Origin of the sequence: Streptosporangium oxazolinicum (assembly GCF_039537505.1) — a bacterium.
GTDB classification, from domain to species: domain Bacteria; phylum Actinomycetota; class Actinomycetes; order Streptosporangiales; family Streptosporangiaceae; genus Streptosporangium; species Streptosporangium oxazolinicum.
On the sequence record NZ_BAABAQ010000005.1, the window covers coordinates 1 to 22,536 of the forward strand.

General features: G+C 70.0%; 20 protein-coding genes, 4 tRNA genes and 1 riboswitch. Of the genes, 9 read left to right on the top strand and 15 right to left on the bottom strand.

The annotated features are described in order from the left end of the window. Window positions 1–34 precede the first annotated feature (34 nt). The 8 genes from ABD817_RS15485 to ABD817_RS15515 form a co-directional block, all read right to left on the bottom strand. Window positions 35–430, bottom strand: a complete 396-nt coding sequence (locus tag ABD817_RS15485; protein WP_344918604.1) for a CHAP domain-containing protein — start codon at window positions 428–430, stop codon at window positions 35–37. A gap of 103 nt (window positions 431–533) precedes the next feature. Next, a complete protein-coding gene (locus ABD817_RS15490; RefSeq protein ID WP_344918605.1) occupies window positions 534–851 on the bottom strand; it encodes a hypothetical protein in 318 nt (105 codons plus the stop codon). Beyond that, window positions 848–985 (bottom strand): HNH endonuclease signature motif containing protein, encoded by a 138-nt coding sequence (locus ABD817_RS39580; RefSeq protein ID WP_425583376.1) that lies wholly within the window; start codon window positions 983–985, stop codon window positions 848–850. The genes ABD817_RS15490 and ABD817_RS39580 overlap by 4 nt, the downstream gene beginning before the upstream one ends. Before the next feature lie 720 nt (window positions 986–1,705). Next, window positions 1,706–1,780, bottom strand: a tRNA-Val gene (locus ABD817_RS15495). A gap of 14 nt (window positions 1,781–1,794) precedes the next feature. Next, window positions 1,795–1,866 (bottom strand) — tRNA-Gly (locus tag ABD817_RS15500). A 74-nt stretch (window positions 1,867–1,940) separates the two neighbouring features. Beyond that, window positions 1,941–2,011 (bottom strand) — tRNA-Cys (locus ABD817_RS15505). 25 nt (window positions 2,012–2,036) lie between these two features. Further along, window positions 2,037–2,108: transfer RNA gene (locus ABD817_RS15510), tRNA-Gly, on the bottom strand. 89 nt (window positions 2,109–2,197) lie between these two features. After that, window positions 2,198–4,390 carry an N-acetylmuramoyl-L-alanine amidase gene (locus ABD817_RS15515; protein ID WP_344918606.1) on the bottom strand — a complete coding sequence of 731 codons (2,193 nt, stop codon included), beginning with the start codon at window positions 4,388–4,390 and terminating at the stop codon, window positions 2,198–2,200. 153 nt (window positions 4,391–4,543) lie between these two features. Between ABD817_RS15515 and ABD817_RS15520 the strand changes: the two genes are divergently transcribed. The 6 genes from ABD817_RS15520 to ABD817_RS15545 all read left to right on the top strand — a co-directional run bounded on the left by ABD817_RS15520 (window position 4,544) and on the right by ABD817_RS15545 (window position 12,817). Next, on the top strand, window positions 4,544–4,819 hold the full coding sequence (locus tag ABD817_RS15520) for a hypothetical protein (RefSeq protein WP_344918607.1): 276 nt from the start codon (window positions 4,544–4,546) through the stop codon (window positions 4,817–4,819). Window positions 4,820–4,862: 43 nt separating this feature from the next. Then, window positions 4,863–6,683, top strand: coding sequence for a glutamine--fructose-6-phosphate transaminase (isomerizing) (gene glmS, locus ABD817_RS15525; RefSeq protein ID WP_344918608.1), 1,821 nt, complete (start codon window positions 4,863–4,865; stop codon window positions 6,681–6,683). A 234-nt stretch (window positions 6,684–6,917) separates the two neighbouring features. Then, entirely contained in the window at window positions 6,918–7,937 is a 1,020-nt protein-coding gene (locus tag ABD817_RS15530) for a tripartite tricarboxylate transporter substrate-binding protein (protein WP_344918609.1), read from the top strand. Between the two features lie 4 nt (window positions 7,938–7,941). Beyond that, a riboswitch (cobalamin riboswitch) is annotated at window positions 7,942–8,144 on the top strand. Window positions 8,145–8,260: 116 nt separating this feature from the next. After that, window positions 8,261–10,555 (top strand): ribonucleoside-diphosphate reductase subunit alpha, encoded by a 2,295-nt coding sequence (locus ABD817_RS15535; protein ID WP_344918610.1) that lies wholly within the window; start codon window positions 8,261–8,263, stop codon window positions 10,553–10,555. A 53-nt stretch (window positions 10,556–10,608) separates the two neighbouring features. Further along, window positions 10,609–11,604, top strand: a complete 996-nt coding sequence (locus ABD817_RS15540) for a ribonucleotide-diphosphate reductase subunit beta (protein WP_344918611.1) — start codon at window positions 10,609–10,611, stop codon at window positions 11,602–11,604. A gap of 61 nt (window positions 11,605–11,665) precedes the next feature. Beyond that, a complete protein-coding gene (locus ABD817_RS15545; protein ID WP_344918612.1) occupies window positions 11,666–12,817 on the top strand; it encodes a mechanosensitive ion channel family protein in 1,152 nt (383 codons plus the stop codon). Window positions 12,818–13,012: 195 nt separating this feature from the next. On the opposite strand, the gene glgC is transcribed toward ABD817_RS15545, so the two are convergent. Further along, the gene (gene glgC / locus ABD817_RS15550) at window positions 13,013–14,239 is read right to left on the bottom strand and encodes a glucose-1-phosphate adenylyltransferase (RefSeq protein ID WP_344918614.1); all 1,227 of its coding nucleotides are present in this window, start codon (window positions 14,237–14,239) and stop codon (window positions 13,013–13,015) included. Between the two features lie 48 nt (window positions 14,240–14,287). On the opposite strand from glgC, the gene glgA reads away from it, so the two are divergent. After that, window positions 14,288–15,478: a glycogen synthase gene (glgA, locus tag ABD817_RS15555; RefSeq protein ID WP_344918615.1), complete on the top strand. Its 1,191-nt coding sequence runs from the start codon at window positions 14,288–14,290 to the stop codon at window positions 15,476–15,478. Window positions 15,479–15,506: 28 nt separating this feature from the next. On the opposite strand, the gene ABD817_RS15560 is transcribed toward glgA, so the two are convergent. Continuing rightward, on the bottom strand, window positions 15,507–15,872 hold the full coding sequence (locus ABD817_RS15560) for a PH domain-containing protein (protein ID WP_344918616.1): 366 nt from the start codon (window positions 15,870–15,872) through the stop codon (window positions 15,507–15,509). Between the two features lie 96 nt (window positions 15,873–15,968). Here ABD817_RS15560 and pgeF point away from each other — a divergent pair, with 96 nt between their 5' ends. Continuing rightward, entirely contained in the window at window positions 15,969–16,655 is a 687-nt protein-coding gene (gene pgeF, locus ABD817_RS15565) for a peptidoglycan editing factor PgeF (RefSeq protein WP_344919031.1), read from the top strand. A gap of 58 nt (window positions 16,656–16,713) precedes the next feature. Here pgeF and ABD817_RS15570 read toward each other — a convergent pair whose 3' ends face one another. The 5 genes from ABD817_RS15570 to ABD817_RS15590 form a co-directional block, all read right to left on the bottom strand. Next, complete coding sequence (locus tag ABD817_RS15570) at window positions 16,714–17,121, bottom strand: nitroreductase family deazaflavin-dependent oxidoreductase (RefSeq protein WP_344918617.1); 408 nt, start codon at window positions 17,119–17,121, stop codon at window positions 16,714–16,716. Between the two features lie 66 nt (window positions 17,122–17,187). Beyond that, window positions 17,188–18,003, bottom strand: coding sequence for a sirohydrochlorin chelatase (locus ABD817_RS15575; RefSeq protein ID WP_344918618.1), 816 nt, complete (start codon window positions 18,001–18,003; stop codon window positions 17,188–17,190). Window positions 18,004–18,286: 283 nt separating this feature from the next. After that, a complete protein-coding gene (locus ABD817_RS15580) occupies window positions 18,287–18,844 on the bottom strand; it encodes a GNAT family N-acetyltransferase (protein WP_329083457.1) in 558 nt (185 codons plus the stop codon). Between the two features lie 225 nt (window positions 18,845–19,069). Continuing rightward, complete coding sequence (locus ABD817_RS15585; RefSeq protein ID WP_344918620.1) at window positions 19,070–20,098, bottom strand: SPFH domain-containing protein; 1,029 nt, start codon at window positions 20,096–20,098, stop codon at window positions 19,070–19,072. 240 nt (window positions 20,099–20,338) lie between these two features. Next, the gene (locus ABD817_RS15590; protein WP_344918621.1) at window positions 20,339–21,697 is read right to left on the bottom strand and encodes an MFS transporter; all 1,359 of its coding nucleotides are present in this window, start codon (window positions 21,695–21,697) and stop codon (window positions 20,339–20,341) included. A gap of 124 nt (window positions 21,698–21,821) precedes the next feature. On the opposite strand from ABD817_RS15590, the gene ABD817_RS15595 reads away from it, so the two are divergent. Next, on the top strand, window positions 21,822–22,508 hold the full coding sequence (locus ABD817_RS15595; RefSeq protein ID WP_344919033.1) for a GntR family transcriptional regulator: 687 nt from the start codon (window positions 21,822–21,824) through the stop codon (window positions 22,506–22,508). Window positions 22,509–22,536: the final 28 nt, after the last annotated feature.

The window sequence follows — 22,536 nt, forward strand, 5'->3', positions numbered from 1 at the left end:
ATTGCTGCTGAGACTGAGTCCAGGAGTAGGGGACTCAGGCCCAATATCCGTAGCCGACGATGCTGCTGGTCCGGTGGACCCGCTGCACCCGGCCGCTTGAGTTGCCCTCGATCGAAGTGATCGAGCCGTCGCTGTGGACCTTCTCGACGATGCCCGCGTGGTCGATCCTGCTGCGGCTCTTGCCGCCGCTCCAGTCGAAGAAGACAATCGCCCCCGGCCGGGGCGCAGTGCCCCAACGGCCCCTGCCGGCATACCAGGCGGCCCAGGTGGGCGTGTAGGCGTCGGTGCCAACCTTGGCCCGTACACCGGCCCGCTCCGCGACCCAGGCAACATAGATGGCGCACCAGGGCGCGGTGAGGAAGTAACTCCCCTTGCCCAGACTGGAGGCGTACCACTGCGTGTACTTGTTGGGCACCCCGGAGATGCCCATCTCCCCAGCGGCGATGCGGAGAAAGGCGCTGACGCTGCTCGTCGCCGTAGTCGGCCTTGGCGTTGGCGTTGGCGTTGGCTTGGGCGTCGGCTTCGCGGTCGGCTTAGAAGTAGGCGTCGCCTTCGGCGGCCCAGGGGTCGCCTTCGAGGTCGGCGTAGCTGGAGTACTTCTCGAAGCAGAAGTAGTTGCTGATGCAGGACTCGATGTCGCACGTGGCGCGGGAGTCGTCCCAGCGCGCACAGCCGAGCGCGACGGCGTCGGAGTCGAACTGGGCGTCGGCGAGGCCGACGTAGTCGAAGTCGAGCGGGCCGCGAGCGACGAGGGCGTCGAAGGAGTCTGAATCAAGAGGCTGGCAAGGAGCGGCACAAGAACCGCAACTGCTGCTTGGGCAGTTGCCCGAGGGGTAATTTCCATCGCTCATCGGTGACGCGCCCTCCCCCGCGCGGCCTCCTCACTGGATTTCAAGTTGTGGCAGGCGGGGCAGATGCAGGCGAGGTTCGACAGCTCCCAGGAGCCACCGTCAGCGACGGCTTTGACGTGGTCGACTCTGCCCAGGGCCGCCGCAGACGTAGCAGCGGTCGTGGTCTCGGCGCCTCGCGCGGCGCATCAAGGTCGCGGCGTTACTCGGCCGCGTGAGGTTGCGGGGGCTCGTCTGTGCCCAGGGCACGTAGTGCCCGTCGCACCGCCCCTTGGTGATGGCTGGCCTACGGCAGCCATCCTCCAGGCACTTCTTGGGAGCCCTGGGCATGGTGAAGCACCCCCAGGAGTCGGAGACGTGGTGGGGGTGAGAAGGAAGAAGTATCTCTAGGGGGCCTGTATGGGCCCCCCGATTCCTTCAGAGGATCGGCCTATAGGCCGATCCGTAGGAGTTGGTAGTTGTCGACTAGAGCCGCTTCAAGGCGGCTCGTAGGACTAACCAGGTCGGTAGGAGTCTTGGGGACTCCTGAACCGGTAGGAGCGGGACCCCAACCCCCTCTACCCCCTTCCCCGCAGGTATCGGGCGGACTTTCCTGGAAGGGTCCGGGCAGGGGCCGGGATGAGTCGAGGGAGGGAGAGATCATACTTCCCCTCCCCGTTCACCCATCTATCGGGCGAACTCTCAGGTCCGGTCTGTGCGCTTGCAGGGGCGTCGAGGGTCAGCACAATGTCAGCACCGGTACTGACAACAACCCGGAACAACCGACATCAACCCGGAAAGCCAGAAGGCCGCCAAGGCCCCTGAGCTGGGACTTTGGCGGCCGTTTGACCTGGTCAGCCCATAAGTGCTATGGACGGTGGTGGACGATACAGGGATTGAACCTGTGACCTCTTCCGTGTCAGGGAAGCGCTCTCCCGCTGAGCTAATCGTCCTCGGGTGGAACCAGAGCGGAAGACGGGATTCGAACCCGCGACCCTCACCTTGGCAAGGTGATGCTCTACCACTGAGCCACTTCCGCGTATTCGCTTCGGGTTTCCCCTCGGCGCTCGCACCACTTTACCGGATCCCGGAGGGTCCGATGGTCGTGCAATGAGGTGGAGACGGGATTTGAACCCGTGTAGACGGCTTTGCAGGCCGTTGCCTCGCCTCTCGGCCACTCCACCGGTCAGGCCCCTGCGGGCCCGCCGGAGCGGAAGACGGGATTCGAACCCGCGACCCTCACCTTGGCAAGGTGATGCTCTACCACTGAGCCACTTCCGCGTGAACCCCGGAAACGACTCCGGGGCACGTGAAAACTCTAGCGCCTCCGCGGGGCGGATGTGCGCAACGAGCCGGACCGCCGGAGATCCTCACCTGGTGACCGGCTGGACGTCGGAAGCCCGGACGAACATGATCCGGTGCCCGAACTGGATCTGCCGGTAGTGGATCCCGCCCGTGACGACGCGGTGTTCCGACGGGTCGAAGGCGGACGCCCTGAGGTACGAGGCCCGGGTCGACGGGCCGGAGCTGTACGCCTGCCCGGCGGGTATCGAGTACTGCAGCGGGGTCAGGGCCTGCACGGGAACGCCTCCCGGGTAGGCGGGTGCCTTCGGGTAGGCCCTGCCGTACACCCTGACCGGGGAACGGCCCGGCCTGGGCGTCACCAGGGGGCCGGACGCGCGCACGGAGGTGGGGGCCGCGGCCGGGTCGTGGAACCACGCCTTCTGGCCGAGGTACCAGATCGCGGTCCAGTCGCCCCTGCGCTCGGCGAGCGCGTACCGCTGGCCGGTGGAGGCGCGGGCGGCGTGGTCGTAGACGCTGTACGTGGAGTCGCCGGTGGGGTGCTTGCCGGCGTCTTTGACCAGCGGCGCGGTGACGGAGGGGCGCGTGCGCAGCCAGACCGAGGCGGCGCCCAGGTTGCGGCACCCCCCGGTACAGCCGGTGAAGCCCGGCCGGTTGGTGCCGTAGTCGGGCCTGATCAGCACCGAGAGCGCGGCGTCGCCGCCCGAGGGGCGCAGCGGCCTGCCGAGCAGTTCGAAGTAGTGGGCCCAGTCCCAGTAGGGGCCGGGATCCTCGTGCATGCCGCCCACGGTCTCCGGGGTGGTGCCCGGCACGTTGTCGTGTCCCAGGATGTGCGCCCGGTCGAGGGGGATGTCGTACTTGGCCGCGAGGTGGCGGACCAGCCTGGCCGAGGCCAGGTACATCGCCTCGGTGAACCAGGCGCCGCCCCTGGCCAGGTAGCCCTCGTGCTCCAGGCCGATGGAGCGGGAGTTGACGTACCAGTTTCCCGCGTGCCAGCCGATGTCCCTGGCCCGCAGGTGCTGGGCGATGTGGCCGTCGGCGGAGCGGAGGGTGAAGTGCCAGCTCAGATAGGCGGGATTTTTGACCAGGCGGGTCATGGCGTCGTAGCTCGTCTCCCCGTCGTGGATCACGATGTAGTCGATCTCCCGGGGGCCGTCGGAGCGGTCGTGGTTGCCGTACCCGCCGCCCGGGAGTCGCTTGTACGCGGCGGGGAGCCACTCGCAGGAGACGCTCTTCGGGCAGTCGGGTCCCGGCGCGGGGGCGGGTCGCTTGGCGCGCATCATGGGGATCTTCTTGGCGGGGGTGGGCGTGGGAGCGGGCGCGGGCACCGGGGTGGGGGTGGGTGCCGCGAGGGGTGGTTCGGAGGGCGAGGCGCGCCGTTCCAGGGGGAGCGGTCCCCGCGGCCCGGACGCCTCGGACGGCCCGGACGGGCCCGAGGATCCAGAGGGTTCCGGGCGCCCGGACGGGCCCGAGGGGCCATGGGGGTCTGAGCGTCCGGACGACTCGGACGGCCCGGAGGGTTTGGGCACGTCCGGTGTGGCGGGGAGGGTGACCCGCTCGCCGTCGTCGGTCACCCGGGAGGCGCCGGTCCTCATCGTCGCGTAGACCTCGTCGGCGAAGGACAGCGACGCCTCCTTCCCCGCCGCGCCCCTCTCCCAGGTGCCGGGGTAGCGGGCCACGGCGTCGTACCAGCTCGCCGGGTCGTCGAGGGGGCCTCCGCCGGTGCGGCGCCGGTGGTCGGCGAGCAGCGCGGCGCCGCCCATGATGTTGGCGGAGGTGTCCTCGCGCAGCCGGACGGGGGACAGGCCGGTCAGCTCCGAGGCCCGTCGCAGGGTGTCCTCCGGCGGGTCCGCCGCCATGGGCGGGAGGGCGATCACGCGAGGCCGGGTCTCGTCGCCGCGTGGATCCTCCCCGGCGCCGTGGGGCCGTCCGGGTTCGGCCCGGCCGTCGACCAGGTGCATCGGGCCGTATCCGGCGGAGACGCTGGGCAGCCCGTCGTGGCCCTCCCAGCGGGATTCCAGGTAGGAGACCGCGAGCAGCACGCTCTCCGGCACCCCGTACGCCCGTGCCGCCTCGGTGAAGGCGGCCTGCCTGCCGGACCGCGGCCCCGTCACCGTACCGGGTGGTGCCGTGGTCCCGGAGAGGGCCGGGGGCGTCCGGAGCCGCGCCGGGCGATCCCCGGGACGGGCCGCCTCCGCCGGGACGACCGAGGCCAGGACGGCGAGAGCGGCGACGACGGTGATCCCCGGCAGGCGGCGCATAGCGGTTCCTCCCCCTCTGGTAACTACCTAGAGTTATCAGAGATTACCGACTGTCGCGCATTGCGGCGGGGTTGAGATGTTGAAGAGATTCTCTGCCCGAAATCGGGCAGGAAACTTGGTGTGTTCTCTCCTGGATGCGTATGGTCCTGCTCTGTGTCCACGGCGCGGAATCCGCATGAGGATCTGATCACCCACCTGACCCGGACGAGCGCGCTCGGTCCCGGCGAGGCGGCACGGGTCGTCGCGGACGTGCTGGCCTACTTCTCCGAGCCCGTCGACGAGTTCGTCCGGCGGCGCCACACGGAGCTCAAGGCCAGGGGGCTGGTCAACGACGAGATCTTCCCCAGGATCGCCGCCGAACTGGCGGTACGCCGTGTCGCGGCACCCGAACTCTCCCTGCGACAGCTTCGCCGGATCGTCTACGGGTAACAGACGACGGCACCTCGATCATTTATGGATAAGGAGTGGCTACATGTGCGGAATCGTGGCCTATGTAGGGCCCAAGGACGCGGCACCCATCCTGCTGGAGGGCCTGCAGCGTCTTGAGTACCGGGGCTACGACTCGGCCGGTGTGGTCGTCTCCAACAAGGGCCTCAGGATGCGCAAGGTCAAGGGCCGGGTGGCCGACCTGGCGGCGGTCGTGCCCGCGCGGTTCAAGGGCGGCCTGGGCATCGGCCACACCCGCTGGGCCACCCACGGCGCGCCCAGCGACATCAACGCCCACCCGCACCTGTCCGGTGACGAGCGCATCGCCGTCGTGCACAACGGCATCATCGAGAACGCCGACGAGCTGCGCGCCAAGCTGGAGGCCGACGGCGCGATCTTCCTGTCGGAGACCGACACCGAGGTGCTGTCACACCTGATCGCCCGTACGGTCAAGGAGGCCGACTCGCTGGAGGAGGCCGTCAGGACCGCGCTCAAGCGGGTCGTCGGCACCTACGGGATCGCGGTGATCGACTCCGAGCGTCCCGGCGAGGTGGTCGTGGCGCGCAACGGCAGCCCCATCGTGCTGGGCATCGGCGAGAAGGAGATGTTCGCCGCGTCCGACGTCGCCGCGCTGGTCCGCTACACCCGCCAGGTGGTCCACCTGGAGGACGGCGAGATCGCCGTGCTGCGAGCCGACGGGTTCAACACCTTCGCCAGCGACGCGCGGGAGACGGCCAAGGAGACGCTGACCGTCGACTGGGAGGCCGGGCACTACGACACCGGCGGCTACGAGCACTACCTGCTCAAGGAGATCTCCGAGCAGCCCGACACGGTGGCCAGGACGCTGCGCGGGCGACTGGACGACCGCTTCCACATCGCCCACCTGGGCGGTCTCAACATGGACGCGCGGGAGACCCGCTCGTTCCGCCGGGTGAAGATCATCGGCTGTGGTTCCGCGTACTACTCGGGCCAGATCGGCGCGCAGCTCATCGAGGAGCTGGCGCGCATCCCGGCCGACGCGGAACCGGCGAGCGAGTTCCGCTACCGCAGCCCGGTGGTGGAGGCCGACACCCTCTACGTGGCGATCAGCCAGTCGGGGGAGACCTACGACACCCTCGCCGCCGTCCAGGAGCTCAAGCGCAAGGGCGGCAGGGTGCTCGGCATCGTCAACACCGTGGGCAGCGCGATCGCCCGCGAGTGCGACGGCGGCGTCTACCTGCACGCGGGCCCCGAGGTCTCGGTGGCGAGCACCAAGGCGTTCACCTCGACCGCCGTGGCCTTCGCGCTGCTCGCGCTGCACCTGGGCCGGGTGCGTGACCTGTCTCCCGCCGACGGCCGCAGGATCTGCGACGGCCTGCGCAGGCTGCCGGACCAGATCAAGGAGATCCTGGCGCTGGAGCCGCAGATCAGGGAGCTGGCGGGCAAGTACGCCGAGTCGCCGAGCATGATGTTCGTGGGCCGGGTCAGGGGCTATCCGGTGGCCCGCGAGGGCGCGCAGAAGCTCAAGGAGATCTCGTACGTGCACGCCGAGGCGTACCCGGCGAGCGAGCTCAAGCACGGGCCGCTGGCGCTGATCGGCCCGGACATGCCGACGGTGGCGATCGTCCCCGACGACGAGCTGCTGGACAAGAATCTCACCACGCTGGGCGAGATCCGTGCCCGGGGTGGCCGGGTGCTCATGGTGGGCCACCGCACGACGGACCCCAAGCTGGCCGACGACTGCGTCGTGGTGCCCAAGAACGAGACCGAGCTGGACCCGATCCTGCTCTCGATCCCGCTCCAGCTCTTCGCCTACCACGCCGCCGTGGCGCTGGAACGGGACGTCGACAAGCCCAGGAACCTGGCCAAGAGCGTCACGGTGGAGTGAGGCCCCGCAGCTCCTGACCCTCAGCCCCTGCCTCTCGCCCCCGCGCCCCCGGTGCCCCGGCCTCGCTCCGGCCTGCCGGGGGCGCTGTGGGCACCGGGGGGCTCTTCGGGCTCCCGCGCGGTCCGATGACTCATGTCCGAGTGCGGGCGACATTTCCACATACCCCCGCTTCGTCACAGAAAGTGAGTAAGAAGTAACCTTTGGTGTGAGGGTTTCCTGGGGGAAGGGGCGCTTATGCGCCGCAGGGGGTTTTTCGCACTGGCGGCGGGGGTCCTGGTCGCCGCGGGGTGTGACGCGGGCGGCGGTGCCGGTCCGGCGGTGAAGCGCCTGTTCATCCTCGAACCGACCGCCGACGGCCACGGCTGGGACGGGATCGCGGGCAGGCTGGCGACCGTCCTGGTCCAGTCGGGACTGGCGCGTACCGCCATGGCCGTCGAGCGGCGGGGTGCCCTGGGCTCCGCCCCGCGCGACGCGTTCGGCGCCTTCCACGGCCCCTTCGCGCGCGAAGGCAGGCTGCTCGTCACCGCGATGCCGATGGTGGCCGCCGCGGAGATCGCCAACACCACCGCCGTGGTGAACGCCGCCACCCCCATCGCCCGCCTGGTCGGCGACTGGGCGGTCCTGGTCGTCCCCTCCGACTCCCGCCTGCGTACCTTCGAGGACTTCGCCGCGCGGCTGCGCGGGAACCCGGCGGGGCTGACGGTCGGCGGCGGGGCGGAGGGCGGCTCCGACCACGTGCTCTACGGGATGATCGGCAAGTGCCTCGGGGTGGACACCCGGCTGCTGGAGTACGCCGGATACCTCGCCCCCGAGGATGCCGCCGAGGCGCTCCAGGTCGGCCGGGTGGCGGCCCTGCTGGGATCGGCGCGCGCCCTGCGGCCTGAAATCAGGGCGGGCCGTCTGCGGCCCCTGGTGGTCTCCTCCGGCGGCCGGATCGACGGGATCGACGCGCCGACGCTCATGGAGGTCGACGTCCGGCTGGAGTACAGCGACTGGTGCGGCCTGCTGGGCCCCAAGGACATGAGTCCGGGGGACCGGGACGCCGCGATCGACCTGTGTGACAGGATCGACGCCGCGCCGCGCTGGCGTTCCCTGTGCGCTGCCCACGGCTGGAGCCGGGTCTATCTCAGTGGCGACGAGTTTCGCCAGTGGCTCTTCACCGAGACGGCACGCACCCGCGGTGTCCTCCACGAGCTCGGGCTGTTGAAGTCCTCCGACACAACCTGTTGGGGTAGTTGCGTCAGACGCCCCTAGATGTAGGATCCTGCTCGTTGCTGGTTCGCCCCGCGAGGGGCGAGGCAAGAGGGAACCCGGTGAGATTCCGGTGACTGCCCCGCAGCGGTGAACGGGAACGAAAGCCGTCAGTCAAGCACTGGGCGAACCATGCCTGGGAAGCGACGGCCGGTAGGCATGTGCGGTGCGCCCGTGAGTCCGAAGACCTGCCGGTGACGTGACTGTCCAGGGCCTCGTGGGAGGGCCCGCGGAACGAGGCGATCCGGCGTGCCCGGGATCGCTCGCGGACGCGTGCCCCTCCGGCGGAGCCGTACGGGGAAGTTCGAGCGAGCGAGGGGCACTACGTGACACAGGCATTGGCGGAGACCACCACGGGGAGCGCCGGAACCACCGGGAACACCGGGAACACCGGGAACGCGGCGGCGGCCACGATGGGCACCGGGAGCACCGGAAACACCGGGAGCGCGGCGGACGATCGCAGGCTGGCCATCGACGAGGCGGCCGCCCGGGTGATCACCGATCCGGAGAACTCCAGGGTCGCCGCCGCGATGCTGGCCGAGCTGATCGCCGACGAGGCCGCCGAGCACGGCGTCCGCCGCTTCTCCGAGTCCGTCGCCGCGACCCACGAGGCGGGGCTGATCCAGGACGGGCTCGCGGAGTTCGTGGCCGCCCACGCCGGGGTCCTGGACGCGCTCGTCGACCCGGAGGCCGACGCCAGGTTCGAGTACTTCGGGCTGCGTACCGTCTACGACCGCTACCTGCTGCGCCACCCGCGAACCCGCAAGGTCCTGGAGCGCCCGCAGCACTTCTTCCTCCGGGTGGCCTGCGGCCTGTCCGAGACCGTCGAGGAGGCCGCCGAGCTGTACGCGCTGATGGCCACCCTGTCCTACCTGCCCAGCTCGCCCACGCTGTTCAACTCCGGCTCCCGCAGGCCCCAGCTCTCCTCGTGCTTCCTGCTCGACTCGCCCCGCGACGAACTGGAGTCCATCTACGAGCGCTACGGGCAGGTCGCGCGGCTGTCGAAGTACGCGGGGGGCATCGGGATCGCCTGGACCAGGGTCCGCTCGCGGGGCTCGCTGATCCGGGGCACCAACGGCCACTCCAACGGCATCGTGCCCTGGCTGCGCACGCTCGACTCCAGCGTCGCCGCGGTCAACCAGGGAGGCCGCCGCAAGGGCGCGGCCTGCGTCTACCTGGAGCCCTGGCACGCCGACGTCGAGGAGTTCCTGGAACTGCGCGACAACACCGGCGAGGAGGCCCGCCGCACGCACAACCTGAACCTGGCCAACTGGATCCCCGACGAGTTCATGCGCCGGGTCGAGGCCGACGGCGTCTGGTCGCTGTTCGACCCCAAGGAGGTCCCGCACCTCACCGACCTGTACGGCGCCGCGTTCGACGACGCCTACCGGGCCGCCGAGGCCGAGGGCCGCTTCACCCGGCAGATCCCGGCCCGCACCCTGTACGGGCGGATGATGCGCACGCTCGCCCAGACCGGCAACGGCTGGATGACCTTCAAGGACGCGGCGAACCGGACCTCCAACCAGACGGCCAGGCCGGAGAACGTCATCCACCTGTCCAACCTCTGCACCGAGATCCTGGAGGTCACCGGCGACGCGGAGACCGCCGTCTGCAACCTCGGCTCGATCAACCTCGCCGCCCATCTGTCGGCGGAGGCCGGGGACGGGGTCGACTGGGCACGGCTGCGCGCGACCGTCCGCACCGCCGTGCGCTTCCTCGACCGCACCATCGACCTGGGCTTCTACCCGACCCCCGAGGCGGAGGCCGCCAACCGCAGGTGGCGCCCGATCGGGCTCGGCGTGATGGGCCTGGCCGACGTGCTGTTCACGCTGCGGCTGCCGTTCGACTCGCCGCGCGCCCTGGAGCTGTCCACCAGGATCTCCGAGGAGATCGCGCTCGCCGCCTACCGGACCTCCTCCGACCTGGCCGTGGAGCGGGGCCGCCATCCCTCGTACGAGGAGACGAGGGCCGCCGCCGGGGTGCTGCACCCCGACCACTACGGGGCGGCGGGGTCGGCGGAGTGGGCGGAGCTCAGGGAGCGGATCGCCGGGACCGGCCTGCGCAACTCGCTGATGATCGCGATCGCGCCGACGGCCACGATCGCCTCCATCGCGGGCTGCTACGAGTGCATCGAGCCGCAGGTCTCCAACGTCTTCAAGCGCGAGACCCTCTCGGGGGAGTTCCTCCAGGTCAACCGCTATCTCGTCCGCGACCTCCAGGCCCGTGGCCTGTGGACCGCGCAGATCCGCGACGCGATCAAGCGCGCCGACGGCTCCGTGCAGGACATCCCCGAGATCCCCGCCGACCTGAGGACGCTCTACCGGACCGCCTGGGAGCTGCCGCAGAAGGCACTCATCGACCTGGCCGCCGCGCGCACCCCGTACATCGACCAGTCGCAGTCGCTGAACCTCTTCATGGCCACGCCGACCATCGGCAAGCTCTCCTCGATGTACGCCTACGCCTGGAAGTCGGGCCTCAAGACCACCTACTACCTGCGCTCGCGCCCGGCCACCCGGATCGCGCAGGCCACCGTGGCGGCGCCGGTGGAGCGGGCCGTCCTCGACCCCGAGGCCGTCGCCTGCTCCCTGGAGAACCCCGAGTACTGCGACGCCTGCCAGTAGCCGTCCCAGTCCCTCGGAAGCCCCGCCGTGACCACCCAGAAAGGCATTTCCCGATGTTGCTCGACCCCGGCATGGACCTCACCCTGCGGCCGATGCGCTACCCCGAGTTCTACGAACGCTACCGGGCCGCGATCCGCAACACCTGGACCGTCGAGGAGGTGGACCTCACCTCCGACCTGGCGGACCTGGCGAGGATGACGCCCGAGGAGCGCCACCTGATCAACCGCCTCGTGGCGTTCTTCGCCACCGGCGACTCGATCGTGGCCAACAACCTCGTCCTCAACCTCTACCAGCACCTCAACGCCCCCGAGGCGCGCCTGTATCTCAGCAGGCAGCTGTTCGAGGAGGCGGTGCACGTCCAGTTCTACCTGACCCTGCTGGACACCTACCTGCCCGACCCGGACGAGCGGGTCAAGGCCTTCGCCGCTGTCGAGCACATCCCCTCGATCCGGGACAAGGCGGAGTTCTGCTTCCGCTGGATCGACTCGCTCGGCGGGCTGACCCGGCTGGAGACGCGGGAGGACCGGCGGGCGTTCCTGCTCAACCTGATCTGCTTCGCGGCGTGCATCGAGGGGCTGTTCTTCTACGGGGCCTTCGCCTACGTCTACTGGTTCCGGTCCCGGGGTCTGCTCGGCGGCCTGGCCACCGGGACGAACTGGGTGTTCCGCGACGAGTCCATGCACATGGAGTTCGCCTTCGGCGTCGTGGAGACCGTACGGGCCGAGGAGCCGGACCTGTTCGACGACAAGCTCACCGAGCAGGTCACCCGGATGATCGAGGAGGCGGTCGCGGCCGAGCTGGCCTTCGCGGCCGACCTGTGCGGCGACGGCCTGCTCGGGATGAGCGTGGACCAGATGCGCCAATACCTGGAGTACGTGGCCGACCAGCGCCTGGTCAGGCTCGGGATGCCCGTCCGGTACGGCACGGCCAACCCGTTCGCCTTCATGGAGTTGCAGGACGTGCAGGAGCTGGCCAACTTCTTCGAACGGCGGGTTTCGGCCTACCAGATAGCCGTCGAAGGGAATGTCACATTCGACGAATCCTTCTGATTAGCTGGTGATCCAGGCAAGAGAACGACGAGGATGAAAGACGTCGAGGGGGACGCCTTCAGTGTCCAGCTGGATCACGATGATTGTTTCCGTGGTGGCCGCCGTCGTGGCGGTGGAGGTGGTGCGAAGGGTGCTGCGCTCACGACTGATCGGCGAGAAATGGGTTCTCGCCGGTCCGCTCGTGCGCCGCTGCACCTGGCCGGGGTTCGCCACGGCCGCCGTGGCGACGGCCCACACCATCTACGAGCCGGCCATGGCGACGGCCTCGGTCGGCCAGATGATCGATCGCGGTCTCAGCCTGGCGATGATCGGGTGCGCCACCTGGCTCGTCATCCAGGCCGCCTACGCGGTCACCGACGTGGTCCTGGAACGTCTGATCACCGTCGAGGGCGAGGGCAACCGCAGGGCCCGCCGCATCCGCACCCAGATCACCCTGGTCCGCCGGGTCGCCTCGGCGGTGATCATCGTGGTGGCGCTGGGCGCGATGCTCTTCACCTTCCCGCAGGTGCGCGCGCTCGGAGCCGGGCTGCTCGCCTCGGCCGGGATCGCCGGTGTCGTCGTCGGTATCGCCGCCCAGTCGACCCTGGGCAACATGCTCGCCGGGCTCCAGCTGGCCTTCAGCGACGCGCTGCGCCTGGACGACGTCGTCGTGGTGAAGGGGGAGTGGGGCCGGATCGAGGAGCTCAGCCTCACCTACGTGGTGCTGCGGCTGTGGGACGAGCGACGGCTCGTCCTGCCGGTCTCCTACTTCACGGCCAACCCGTTCGAGAACTGGACCCGGCACAGCAGCCGGGTGATCGGCCACGTGATGTTCCGGGTCGACTGGTCGGTACCGGTGGATGAGCTGCGCGCCGAGCTCTACCGGGCGCTGCGCGAGCACCCGCTCTGGGACCAGAAGGACTGGACCCTCCAGGTCACCGACACCCTTCCCAACGGGCTGCTGGAGCTGCGCGCCCTGATGAGCGCCGCCGACTCCGCCAGCGCCTGGGATCTCAAGTGCGACATCCGCGAGCACATGGTGGCCTTCGTCCGCGAGAAGTATCCCGAGGCGCTGCCCCGCTTCCGGGTCGAGACCCCGCCCCCGTCCGCGACCGTCCCCGGGACGCTCACCGGGCTGATGGGCGCGGGCCTGATGTCGCGCGGCCTGGGCGGGGACCCCGGTGACCGGGACGGCTCCGCCGTGCGGGACGGCGACCAGCCGGATCCGGTCTGAGGCGACGGGCCCGCGCGTCCGTTCCGCGCGCTTCGGGATCTCGGACGACCCCCGCGGTGCCCCGGACCGGCCCAGCCTGGAGGGCGGGGCCGGGAACCAGCGGTGAAGCGGATCGGGAACCGGCGGCGGGCCGGGGCTCCGGGACGGTGCCCGACGACGCGGGGCCCGGGTGGCGTCCGGCCACGCGGGGCCGGGTCAGCGTTCGACGATCTCGTTCTTGCCGATGACGACGATGCCGCCGCTGGTCACCGCGAAGCGGCTGCGGTCGTACTCCAGGTCGAAGCCGATCCTGGCGCCGTCCGGGATGATCACGTTCTTGTCGATGATGGCCTTGCGGACGATGGCGCCTCGGCCCACCTTCACGTTGCCCATCAGGACCGAGTCCTCGACCTGGGAGTGGGAGTGCAGCACCACGCCGGGGGAGAGGATGGAGCGCTCCGCCAGCCCGCCGGAGACGATCGCGCCCGCGGAGACCAGGGAGTCGATCGCCCTGCCCACCCGGTCGCCGTCGTTGTGCACGAACTTGGCCGGGGGAAGCGGGTCGTGGCCGGTGTAGATGGGCCACCGGCTGTTGTAGAGGTTGAAGACCGGGTGCGCCGAGATGAGGTCCATGTGGGCCTCGTAGTAGGCGTCGAGCGTCCCGACGTCCCTCCAGTAGCCCCGGTCGCGCTCGGTGGAGCCGGGCACCATGTTGTCGGCGAAGTCGTAGACCTCCGCGCTGCCCGACTTCACCATCATCGGGATGATGTTGCCGCCCAGGTCGTGCTTGCTGGTCGGGTCGAGCGCGTCCTCCCGGAGCGCGTCGATCATCGACTGGGTCTTGAAGACGTAGTTGCCCATCGACGCGTAGACCTGGTCGGGCGCGTCGGGCAGGCCCACCGCGTCCTTCGGCTTCTCCCGGAAGGCCGTGATCTTGCGCCCGGCCGGGTCGGTCTCGATGACCCCGAACTGGTCGGCCAGCGAGAGCGGCTGCCGGATCGCGGCCACGGTCACCTCGGCCCCGCTCTCGATGTGCTGCTGCACCATCTGCCGAGGGTCCATGCGGTAGATGTGGTCGGCGCCGAACACGATGACGTGGTCGGGCATCTCGTCGTAGATGAGGTTCAGGTTCTGGAACAGCGCGTCGGCGGAGCCGGAGAACCAGTGGGGGCCGAGGCGCTGCTGGGCCGGGACCGGCGTGACGTAGTTGCCGAGCATCGCCGACAGGCGCCATGTCCGGGAGATGTGCCGGTCGAGACTGTGGTTCTTGTACTGCGTCAGCACGACGATCTGGAGGTAGTGACCGTTGGCGAGATTGGACAGTACGAAGTCGACGAGCCGGTATATCCCCCCGAAAGGCACCGCAGGCTTCGCTCGATCAGCTGTCAGAGGCATGAGCCTCTTACCTTCTCCACCGGCGAGCACGATCGCGAGGACTCTCATAGATGGACCCTAACCTGATGAACAGGGATGAAACACTAGGCTGAGCGCATGCGAGTGGATCTACTGACCCGTGAATATCCCCCCGACGTCTACGGAGGGGCGGGAGTTCACGTCGAATACCTCGCCCGGGAGTTGCGCAGGCTCGCCGACACCCGGGTCCGCTGCTTCGGAGCGTCACGGCCGGAGGAGGGCGTCGCGGCCTACCGGGTGCCCGGGGGCCTGGAGACGGCCAACGCCGCGCTGCAGGTGCTCGGCGTCGACCTGGAGATGGCGGCCGGGTGCGAGGGCGCCGACCTGGTCCACAGCCACACCTGGTACGCCAACTTCGCGGGTCACGTCGCCAAGATGCTGTACGGGACGCCCCACGTGGTGACCACGCACAGCCTGGAACCGCTGCGGCCGTGGAAGGCCGAGCAGCTGGGCGGCGGTTACACGCTGTCATCGTGGGCCGAGCGCGGCGCGCTGGCCACCGCCGACGCGATCATCGCGGTCTCCGAGGGAATGCGCCGCGACGTGCTGGCGAGCTACCCGGAGATCCCGCCGGAGAGGGTCACGGTGATCCACAACGGGATCGACACCGGCGAGTACGCCCCCGACCGGGGCACCGACGTCCTGGAGCGGCACGGCATCGACCCGAGCAGGCCGTACGTCGTCTTCGTGGGCCGCATCACCCGGCAGAAGGGCCTCGTCCACCTGCTCCACGCGGCGCGCGACTTCCACCCCGACGCCCAGCTGGTGCTCTGCGCGGGCGCGCCCGACACGCCCGAGATCGCCGCCGAGGTGACCGCGCTCGTACGCGGGCTCGACCGCGAGGGCGTCGTCTGGATCTCGGAGATGCTTCCCCGCCCCGAGGTGATCCAGATCCTCACCCACGCGACCGTGTTCGTCTGCCCCTCCGTCTACGAGCCGATGGGCATCGTCAACCTGGAGGCGATGGCCTGCGAGACCGCCGTCGTGGCCACCGCCACCGGCGGCATCCCCGAGGTCGTGGCCGACGGGGCGACCGGCCTGCTGGTCCCGATCGACCAGGCCGCCGACGGCACCCCGCACGACCCCGACGCCTTCGCCGCCGCCCTCGCCGAGCGGGTCAACCGGCTGCTGGCCGACCCCGCCCTCGCCACCAGGATGGGGGAGGCCGGACGGATCCGCGCGGTGGAGCACTTCTCCTGGGAACGCATCGCCGAGCGGACGATGGAGCTCTACCGGAAGGTCGCCCGCGAGAAGACGCCGGTCTCCTGACGGTTTCCGCTTCCGCGAGGGGGAGTTCCTAGGCGGTGATGAAGTGCAGGATCACGTTGTGCACGTGATGCGCCTTGTTGTCGCCCCGGAACTCCACCTCGTAGGTGTGGGTGCCCACGTGGATGGCGATGGCGCCCGAGGAGAAGAACGAGCCCGCGATCGACTTGTTGCTCACCACGCTCACCGCGGAGACCTTGCCGTAGGGGATGCTCGTGATCGCGATCTTCTTGCCGACGAACGACTTGTCCTGCACGATCACCCGCCGGTCGGTGAGTCCCAGGAAACCGGTGCCCGCGCCGATGGCGTCGTAGACGGCGATGATCTGCTCGCCGGGCATGAGGCCGCTCTCGATCTGCTGGTACTGCTCCTTGCGGTCGTACACAACCTGAGCCATGACGCTCGCAATCTCTTGGGGGATCTGTGTCTTTGTGAAACGAACGTCCCGGGGACCGGGTTCCTGGGCGGGTAAGGTCGGCCCGTGAACTTTCAGATGAGGATCACCGATCGTCATGGCGGCGTCAGCGCCGGACCGTACGACAGCCGCAACCTCGGAGGCATGTGCGGCGACGAGCCGGACGCGGTCGCGGCGAACAGGGCCGGGACGGCCGCCGAGTTCGGCCTGGAGCGGGTCGTGTTCATGCGGCAGGTCCACAGCGCCGACGTCCGTTACGTCAGGGAGCCGTTCGGCGACGACCCGCCGCCGCTGGACGGGGTCTGCACCGACGTGCCCGGCCTCGGCCTGGCCGCGCTCTGCGCCGACTGCGCGCCCGTCCTGCTGGCCGAGCCGGAGGCCGGGCTCGTCGGCGCCGCGCACTCGGGCCGGGTCGGCACCATGTCCGGTGTGGTCACGGCCCTGGTCGAGGAGATGGCCCGGCGCGGCGCGGACCCGGCGAGGATGACCGCCCTGATCGGCCCGATGGCCTGCGGCACCTGCTACGAGGTCCCGGCCGGGATGCGCGACGAGGTCGCGGTGATGCTTCCCGAGGCGTGGTCGATCACCCGCCAGGACACCCCGGCCCTCGACCTGCGGGCCGCGATCACCTCGCAGCTCGGCAAGGCGGGCGTCGGGGAGATCACCCACGACACCCGCTGCACCATCGAGAGCGCCGACCTGTTCTCCCACCGCAGGGAGGGCACGACCGGCAGGTTCGCGGGCTACGTCTGGCTGGAGCCCTGACCGGCCCTCACCCCGGTCCGGGCCCGCGTACGGAGTCCGGCCTGACGCGTGGCACCGGTCACGACGTGACGGGCTCCAGCACGATCACGGGGATCTCCCGGCTGGTCTTCTGGGTGTACTCGTCGTAGGCGGGCCAGGCCGCGGTCATGATCGACCACAGCTCCGGCTTCTCCTCGGGCGTGGCGGTGCGGGCCCTGGCCCTGAACCGGTCGCCCAGCACCTGCACCTCGACCTCGGGGTTCTCCTGGAGGTTGAGATACCACAGCGGCGGCTCGTCGGAGCCTCCCTTGGAGGCCACGACGAGAAGGTCGTCGCCGTGGCGCTGGTAGATGAGCGGGGTGGTCCGCGGCTCGCCGGACCTGCGGCCGGTGGTGGTGAGGAGCAGGGCGGTGGTGCCCTGCCACTCGTGTCCCTCGGCGCCGTCGGTCGCCCGGTATCTCGCGACGTGCTCTTTTCCGAACAGCATGATCTATCCCCTCTGACAATTACGCAGGTCATTACCCGTCAGAGGGGACTCGTCACCCTGAGTCGATCAATCCGCCGACAGGATGCTCCCGTAGGCGCGGGCGGCCAGGTCCGCGATCAGATCGTGCGCGCCGAGAACGTCGGCGCACTCGGCCCCGATCTCCTCGGCCGCCGCGCTCGCGAGCCCGGGGGGCGCCTCCGGGCCCAGGACGCAGGGGGACAGGGCGATGCGCTGGGCGCCGATGTCGCGAAGCCGCCCGGCCGCGTCGGCCACGGCGGGCGCGCTGTCGAGGGAGGCGACCAGGACGGGCAGGGTGAGCCGCGAGGCCAGCAGCACCGCCGTCGGCTGTGCCTCCGCCGCCGCGGCCTCGCCGCCGACGGTGGCGAGAATGACCGCGTCGACCGGGCTGGAGACGTTGAGCAGCCGCATCCGGTCGGCCCGCGCCAGGCTTCTCTCCGACAGGCGGATGTGCAGGGCCTCGGCGAGCAGCGGGTGCGGCCCCAGGGGGTCGGTGACCGTCACCGAGACCTTGCCGGCGGCGACCGCCGCGGCGATCAGCCGGTCGGCGACCGGGTGCGGGCCGGTCAGCAGCGGCACCACGATGGCGGCCGTGGCGTCCTCGGGACGCTCCCTGGCCGCCGCCTCCAGCTCGGAGGTCAGCTCCTTGCCGTCCTCGCCGAGCGCGGCCAGACGGACCTGGATCTGTGGATTGTCCCCCCGGATGAGGGCCGCGAGCTCCGCGGCGGTGCCGGAGGCGTCGCCGAGCGCGGCCAGCACCAGCGCTGGTGCCTCGGGCGGGAGCTGGGAGGGCACCGGCCTGCGGTGCCTTCCGGAGGGCCGCACCGGGCGCCCTCGTACGGGGAGGATGGGACTCTCGCTCACATGCGCGGACTCTAGGGCCATTTGACACTTCCCGTGACCGGAAACGGCAGCATTTCCGTCACAACATTCTGAAAAGGGGAGCCTCGGAGGTGGGGGTCCCGGCCTCCGAGGGCTGGTTCACGACTGGTACGCGGCCGGATCAGGGCCGGTACGTGGCTGGTTCGCGGCCGGTGTGCGGTCGGGTCACGGCCGGTACGCGTCCGGGTCACGGCTGGTTCGCGGCTGATGCGCGGTCGGGTCGTGGCCGGTGCGCGGGTGGTTCGCGACGGGGAGACCTGTCGGATCAGACGTCACGGTGGCCCTCCCACTCGTCTTCCAGCGCCGAGTGCACGATGGAGTCGCGCCAGGCCCCGCGAGCCCGTACGTGGTGCCTGATCCTGCCCTCCTCGACCATCCCGGCGACCAGCATCGCCAGCTGGGCGGCGGTGTTGGCGGGGGAGCGGGCACCCCAGATGCGGTGCAGGCGCAGGTCGCGGAAGCCGAACGTCAGGATCAGCCGGATCAGGTCGGTGCCGATGCCCCGGCCCCAGTGGTCGGGGCGGAGCCCGAGGCCGATCTCCGCGCTGTGCGGGTGGTCGGCCTCGATGTGCAGCCGGGCGACACCGAAGGCCTCGCCGTTGTCGAGGTCGGTCACCGCCAGCACGTAGAGACGCCGAGGCTCGACCTCCGAGCACTTGATCGCCTCGATGATCGTTTCTTCGACCTCCTCGCGCGTGCGGGGGTCGAACGGCAGGTGCTCGGTGGCCGTCGGGTCACCGTATACGGCATGCAGGGCGTCCACGTCGTCGATGGTGATTTCCCTGAGCCGGAGTCTCTTGCCCGAGATCTCAACGTGGCGCATGCGCAGACGCTAACGTCTCGGAGGTCCCACGGCTAGAGATCTTTCCGGTAAGCGGACATACCATCATTTTAGTGATCTTATACGCACGGCTCCGTGCGTGCCCAGGCCCTGTGATCCTGTACTCCTGTGCCCCGACTCAGGCGGGCACGGCTTCACCTGCGCACGGGCCCGAACGGGGGTACCGGCTCCGCGTACGTCCGGCCCCGGGTGCGCGCGGGGCCGGGTTCACTTCGCCGGGACGACGAGGTCGGAGTTGCCCGGAGCGTAGACGGTGATGCCGTCGGGGAGGGCGTTCAGCTTGTCGATCTCGACGCAGGCACGGCACTTCCGGTAGCTCTCCTGGAGCTCCCTGTTCGCCTCGGCCTCACCCTTGGCCAGCGCGACCGACGCCTTCGCGTCCGCCTCGGCCTGCCTGATCTTCGCCTCGGCCTCGACGTCGGCCTGCGAGGCCCTCGCCGCGGCCTCGGCGATCCCCGCCTGGGCGACCTGGGTCTTGTTCACCGCGGCCTGGATCTCGGGCGGCAGCGTCACCCGGACCAGCGTGAACCGCAGGCCGGTGAAGAAACGGCCGCCGAGCAGCTGCTCCAGGTCGCGCTCCAGGAGCTGGTTGATGCCGTTCTGGGCGCGGGTGATGGAGGCGTTGCTGTCGATGACGGCGGGGGTGGCGGGGGTGGTCTTCTTGTCGGAGGTCGTCTGCACCAGCGAGCAGGAGGAGAGCAACTCGGCGCATCGGGCGGCGCCGATCTGGCTGCGCAGGGCGTTGTAGATCACCGGCCGCACGGACTGGATGAAGAACGCGTTCCATCCCTCGTCCCCGTCCCACGCGTAGCGGGACTCGCCGTCCTGGCCCAGGTAGGTGCGGGTGCCGTACCTGTCGTCGAAACGCTTGAGCGTCTCCTGGTCGAGGTTGAGCGTGAAGTAGAGCGTGCCCTCGATGCCGAGGTTCACCCCGTCGGAGCTCGGCACGGTCACCTCGTCCACGCCGCTGGCGCTGGCCCGCTTGGCGTCGGTGGTGATGGTGTAGATCCGCTGCTGGGAGGGATAGGAGTGCACCGACGACCACAGGCCGACCCAGGTGAGTCCGGAGTCGGGCGGGATGACCTGTCGGATCCCGGAGTCGTCCAGCGGGCCGCCGTCCCTGACGACGGCCACCTGGCCCGGTTCGGTGCGTTCGAAGCCGCCTCCGACGCTGATCAGGACGATCACCGCGATGACCGCGAAGACCACGGCGGCGACGCTCTTTCCGATGGGCATGTCGATCCTCCTTGGGGGGGCGGGGGACACCGGAGGCCGGTGGGCCGGGGATGGCCGTCCCCGGCCCACCGGCCCGCCCGGTTTCCCTTCGTGGCGGGCTCTGGCGGTTCCTCACGTGCTCCAACGGACTTTGACGAGCCAATGGGCCGGTGAGTTCGGTGAGATGTCCGAAAAACCGGGTTGTTCTGGACTTCGGGGAAACCGCGGCCGACCGGGGAGGGCCGGTGGCCGCGGAGGGGCTCAGGCGTCCCGGGAAGCGGTCCCCGTGCGCGTTCCCAGGTCGCCGTCGCCGTCACGGGCGCTTCCGGCGATGTCTCCGGCGGGGGTGCCGGGGAGGTCGTCGTCACGCGTCCCGGGAGCCATGGCCAGGCCCACCGCGGTGACGGCGAGCGCGGCGACGACGTAGAGCGAGATGGCGAGGGTGCCGCCGAACCGGTCGAACAGCCACAGCGCGACGATCGGGGCGAGGGCGCCCCCGAAGATCCCGGCGACCTGGTAGCCCATGGAGGCGCCGCTGTAGCGCAGGCGGGTGCTGAACAACTCGGCGATGAAGGCCGCCTGGGGCCCGTACATCGCGGCGTGGCAGGCCAGGGCAACGACCGAGGCCAGCGCGATCACCGGGAAGGACCGGGTGTCGAGCAGGGGGAAGAAGGCGAACACCCAGACCGCGGCCCCGATCACGCCCGCCAGATAGACCGGGCGGCGGCCGATCCTGTCCGACAGCGCGCCGAACAGCGGGATCAGGAAGAGCTGGAAGGCGGAGCCGATCAGCACCGCGTTCAGCGCGACCCCGCGTTCGAGCCCGAGGGGACCGGTGACGTAGGCCAGGACGTAGGTCACGAAGATGTAGAAGGCGACGTCCACGCCGATGCGGGCGAGGCCCGCGGAGACCAGCGCGCGCGGGTGCGTGCGCAGCACCTCCACCAGCGGCATCCGCGCCTTCGCGCCCGCCCGCTCGACCTGGGCGAACAGCGGAGACTCCACGATCCGCAGGCGGATCCACAGCCCCACGACCACCAGCGCGCCCGACAGCAGGAACGGCACCCGCCATCCCCACGACAGGAACGCCTCCTCGGGAAGCGCCGCGGACATGACCCCGAGCACGCCCGCCGCGAGCAGGTTTCCCGCGGGGACGCCGACCTGCGGCCAGCTCGCGTTGAACCCGCGCCGGCGAGGGTCGCCGTGCTCGATGGACATCAGCACGGCCCCGCCCCACTCGCCGCCCAGGCCGAGCCCCTGCACGAAGCGCAGGGTGACGAGCAGCAGCGGAGCGGCCACGCCGATGGTGGCGTAGCCGGGCAGCAGGCCGATCAGGAAGGTGGCGACCCCCATCAGCAGCAGGGTCGCCACCAGCACGTTCTTGCGGCCGACCCGGTCGCCGAAGTGGCCGAACACGATGCCGCCGAGCGGCCGCGCGACGAACCCGATCGCGTAGGTGAGGAACGCCAGCAGCGTGCCTGTCAGCGGTTCGAAGGTGGGGAAGAAGAGCTTGTTGAAGACCAGCGCGGCGGCCGAACCGTAGAGGAAGAAGTCGTACCACTCCAGGGAGGTGCCGACCAGCCCGGCCACTATGACCCGCCTGGTCTGGGAGCTTGCCATCGCGTGCGCTCCTTAGCTTCGTGTGGGGGATGTCCCGTGAGCCGGATGCTTGCCGTGATCCCTATCAACATAAGAATCGTTCAACAATTCGACAATAGGTTTGTTTGATGATTTCTTGAGGGACGTGGAAAACGTCACCGCGGCGCTACAGCGCGATCGCGGCCGTCTCGGGCGCAGCAGTGCGGCGGAGGTGGTCGCCGACATCCTCCGTGACCGGATCGCCGAGGGGCTCTTCGTCCCAGGTCAGCGCCTGTCGGAGGAGAGCATCGGCGCGGCTCTCGAGGTCTCCCGCAACACCCTGCGCGAGGCGTTCCGGCTGCTGGGTCACGAGCGCCTGCTGGAGCATCGGCTCAACCGGGGGGTGTTCGTGCGCGTGCTGTCGGCCGAGGACGTGGCCGACCTCTACCGGATGCGCAGGGTGATCGAGGGCGCCGCCGTGCGGAACAGCGCGCACGCCCCCCGTGACGCCCTGGCCGCCATCAGGGAGGCCGTCACCGAGGCGTCCCGCGCCGCCGACGAGGGGCGCTGGGGGGACGTCGGGACGGCCAACATCCGCTTCCACCAGAACCTCGCCGCCCTGAACGGCAGCCCCCGCCTGGACGAGGTGATGCGCCAGCTGCTGGCCGAGCTGCGCCTGGTCTTCCACGTCATGAAGAACCCCCGCGCCTTCCACGAGCCCTTCGTGCTCCGCAACCTGGAGCTGGTCGAGCTCATGGAGGCCGGACGCGCGGCCGAGGCCGGGCAGGCACTGGAGATCTACCTGGACGACGCCGAGAAACTACTGATCCAGGCATATATCCCCGAGCCGTAAACACGACGTAATGGGGCAGAATAAGCGG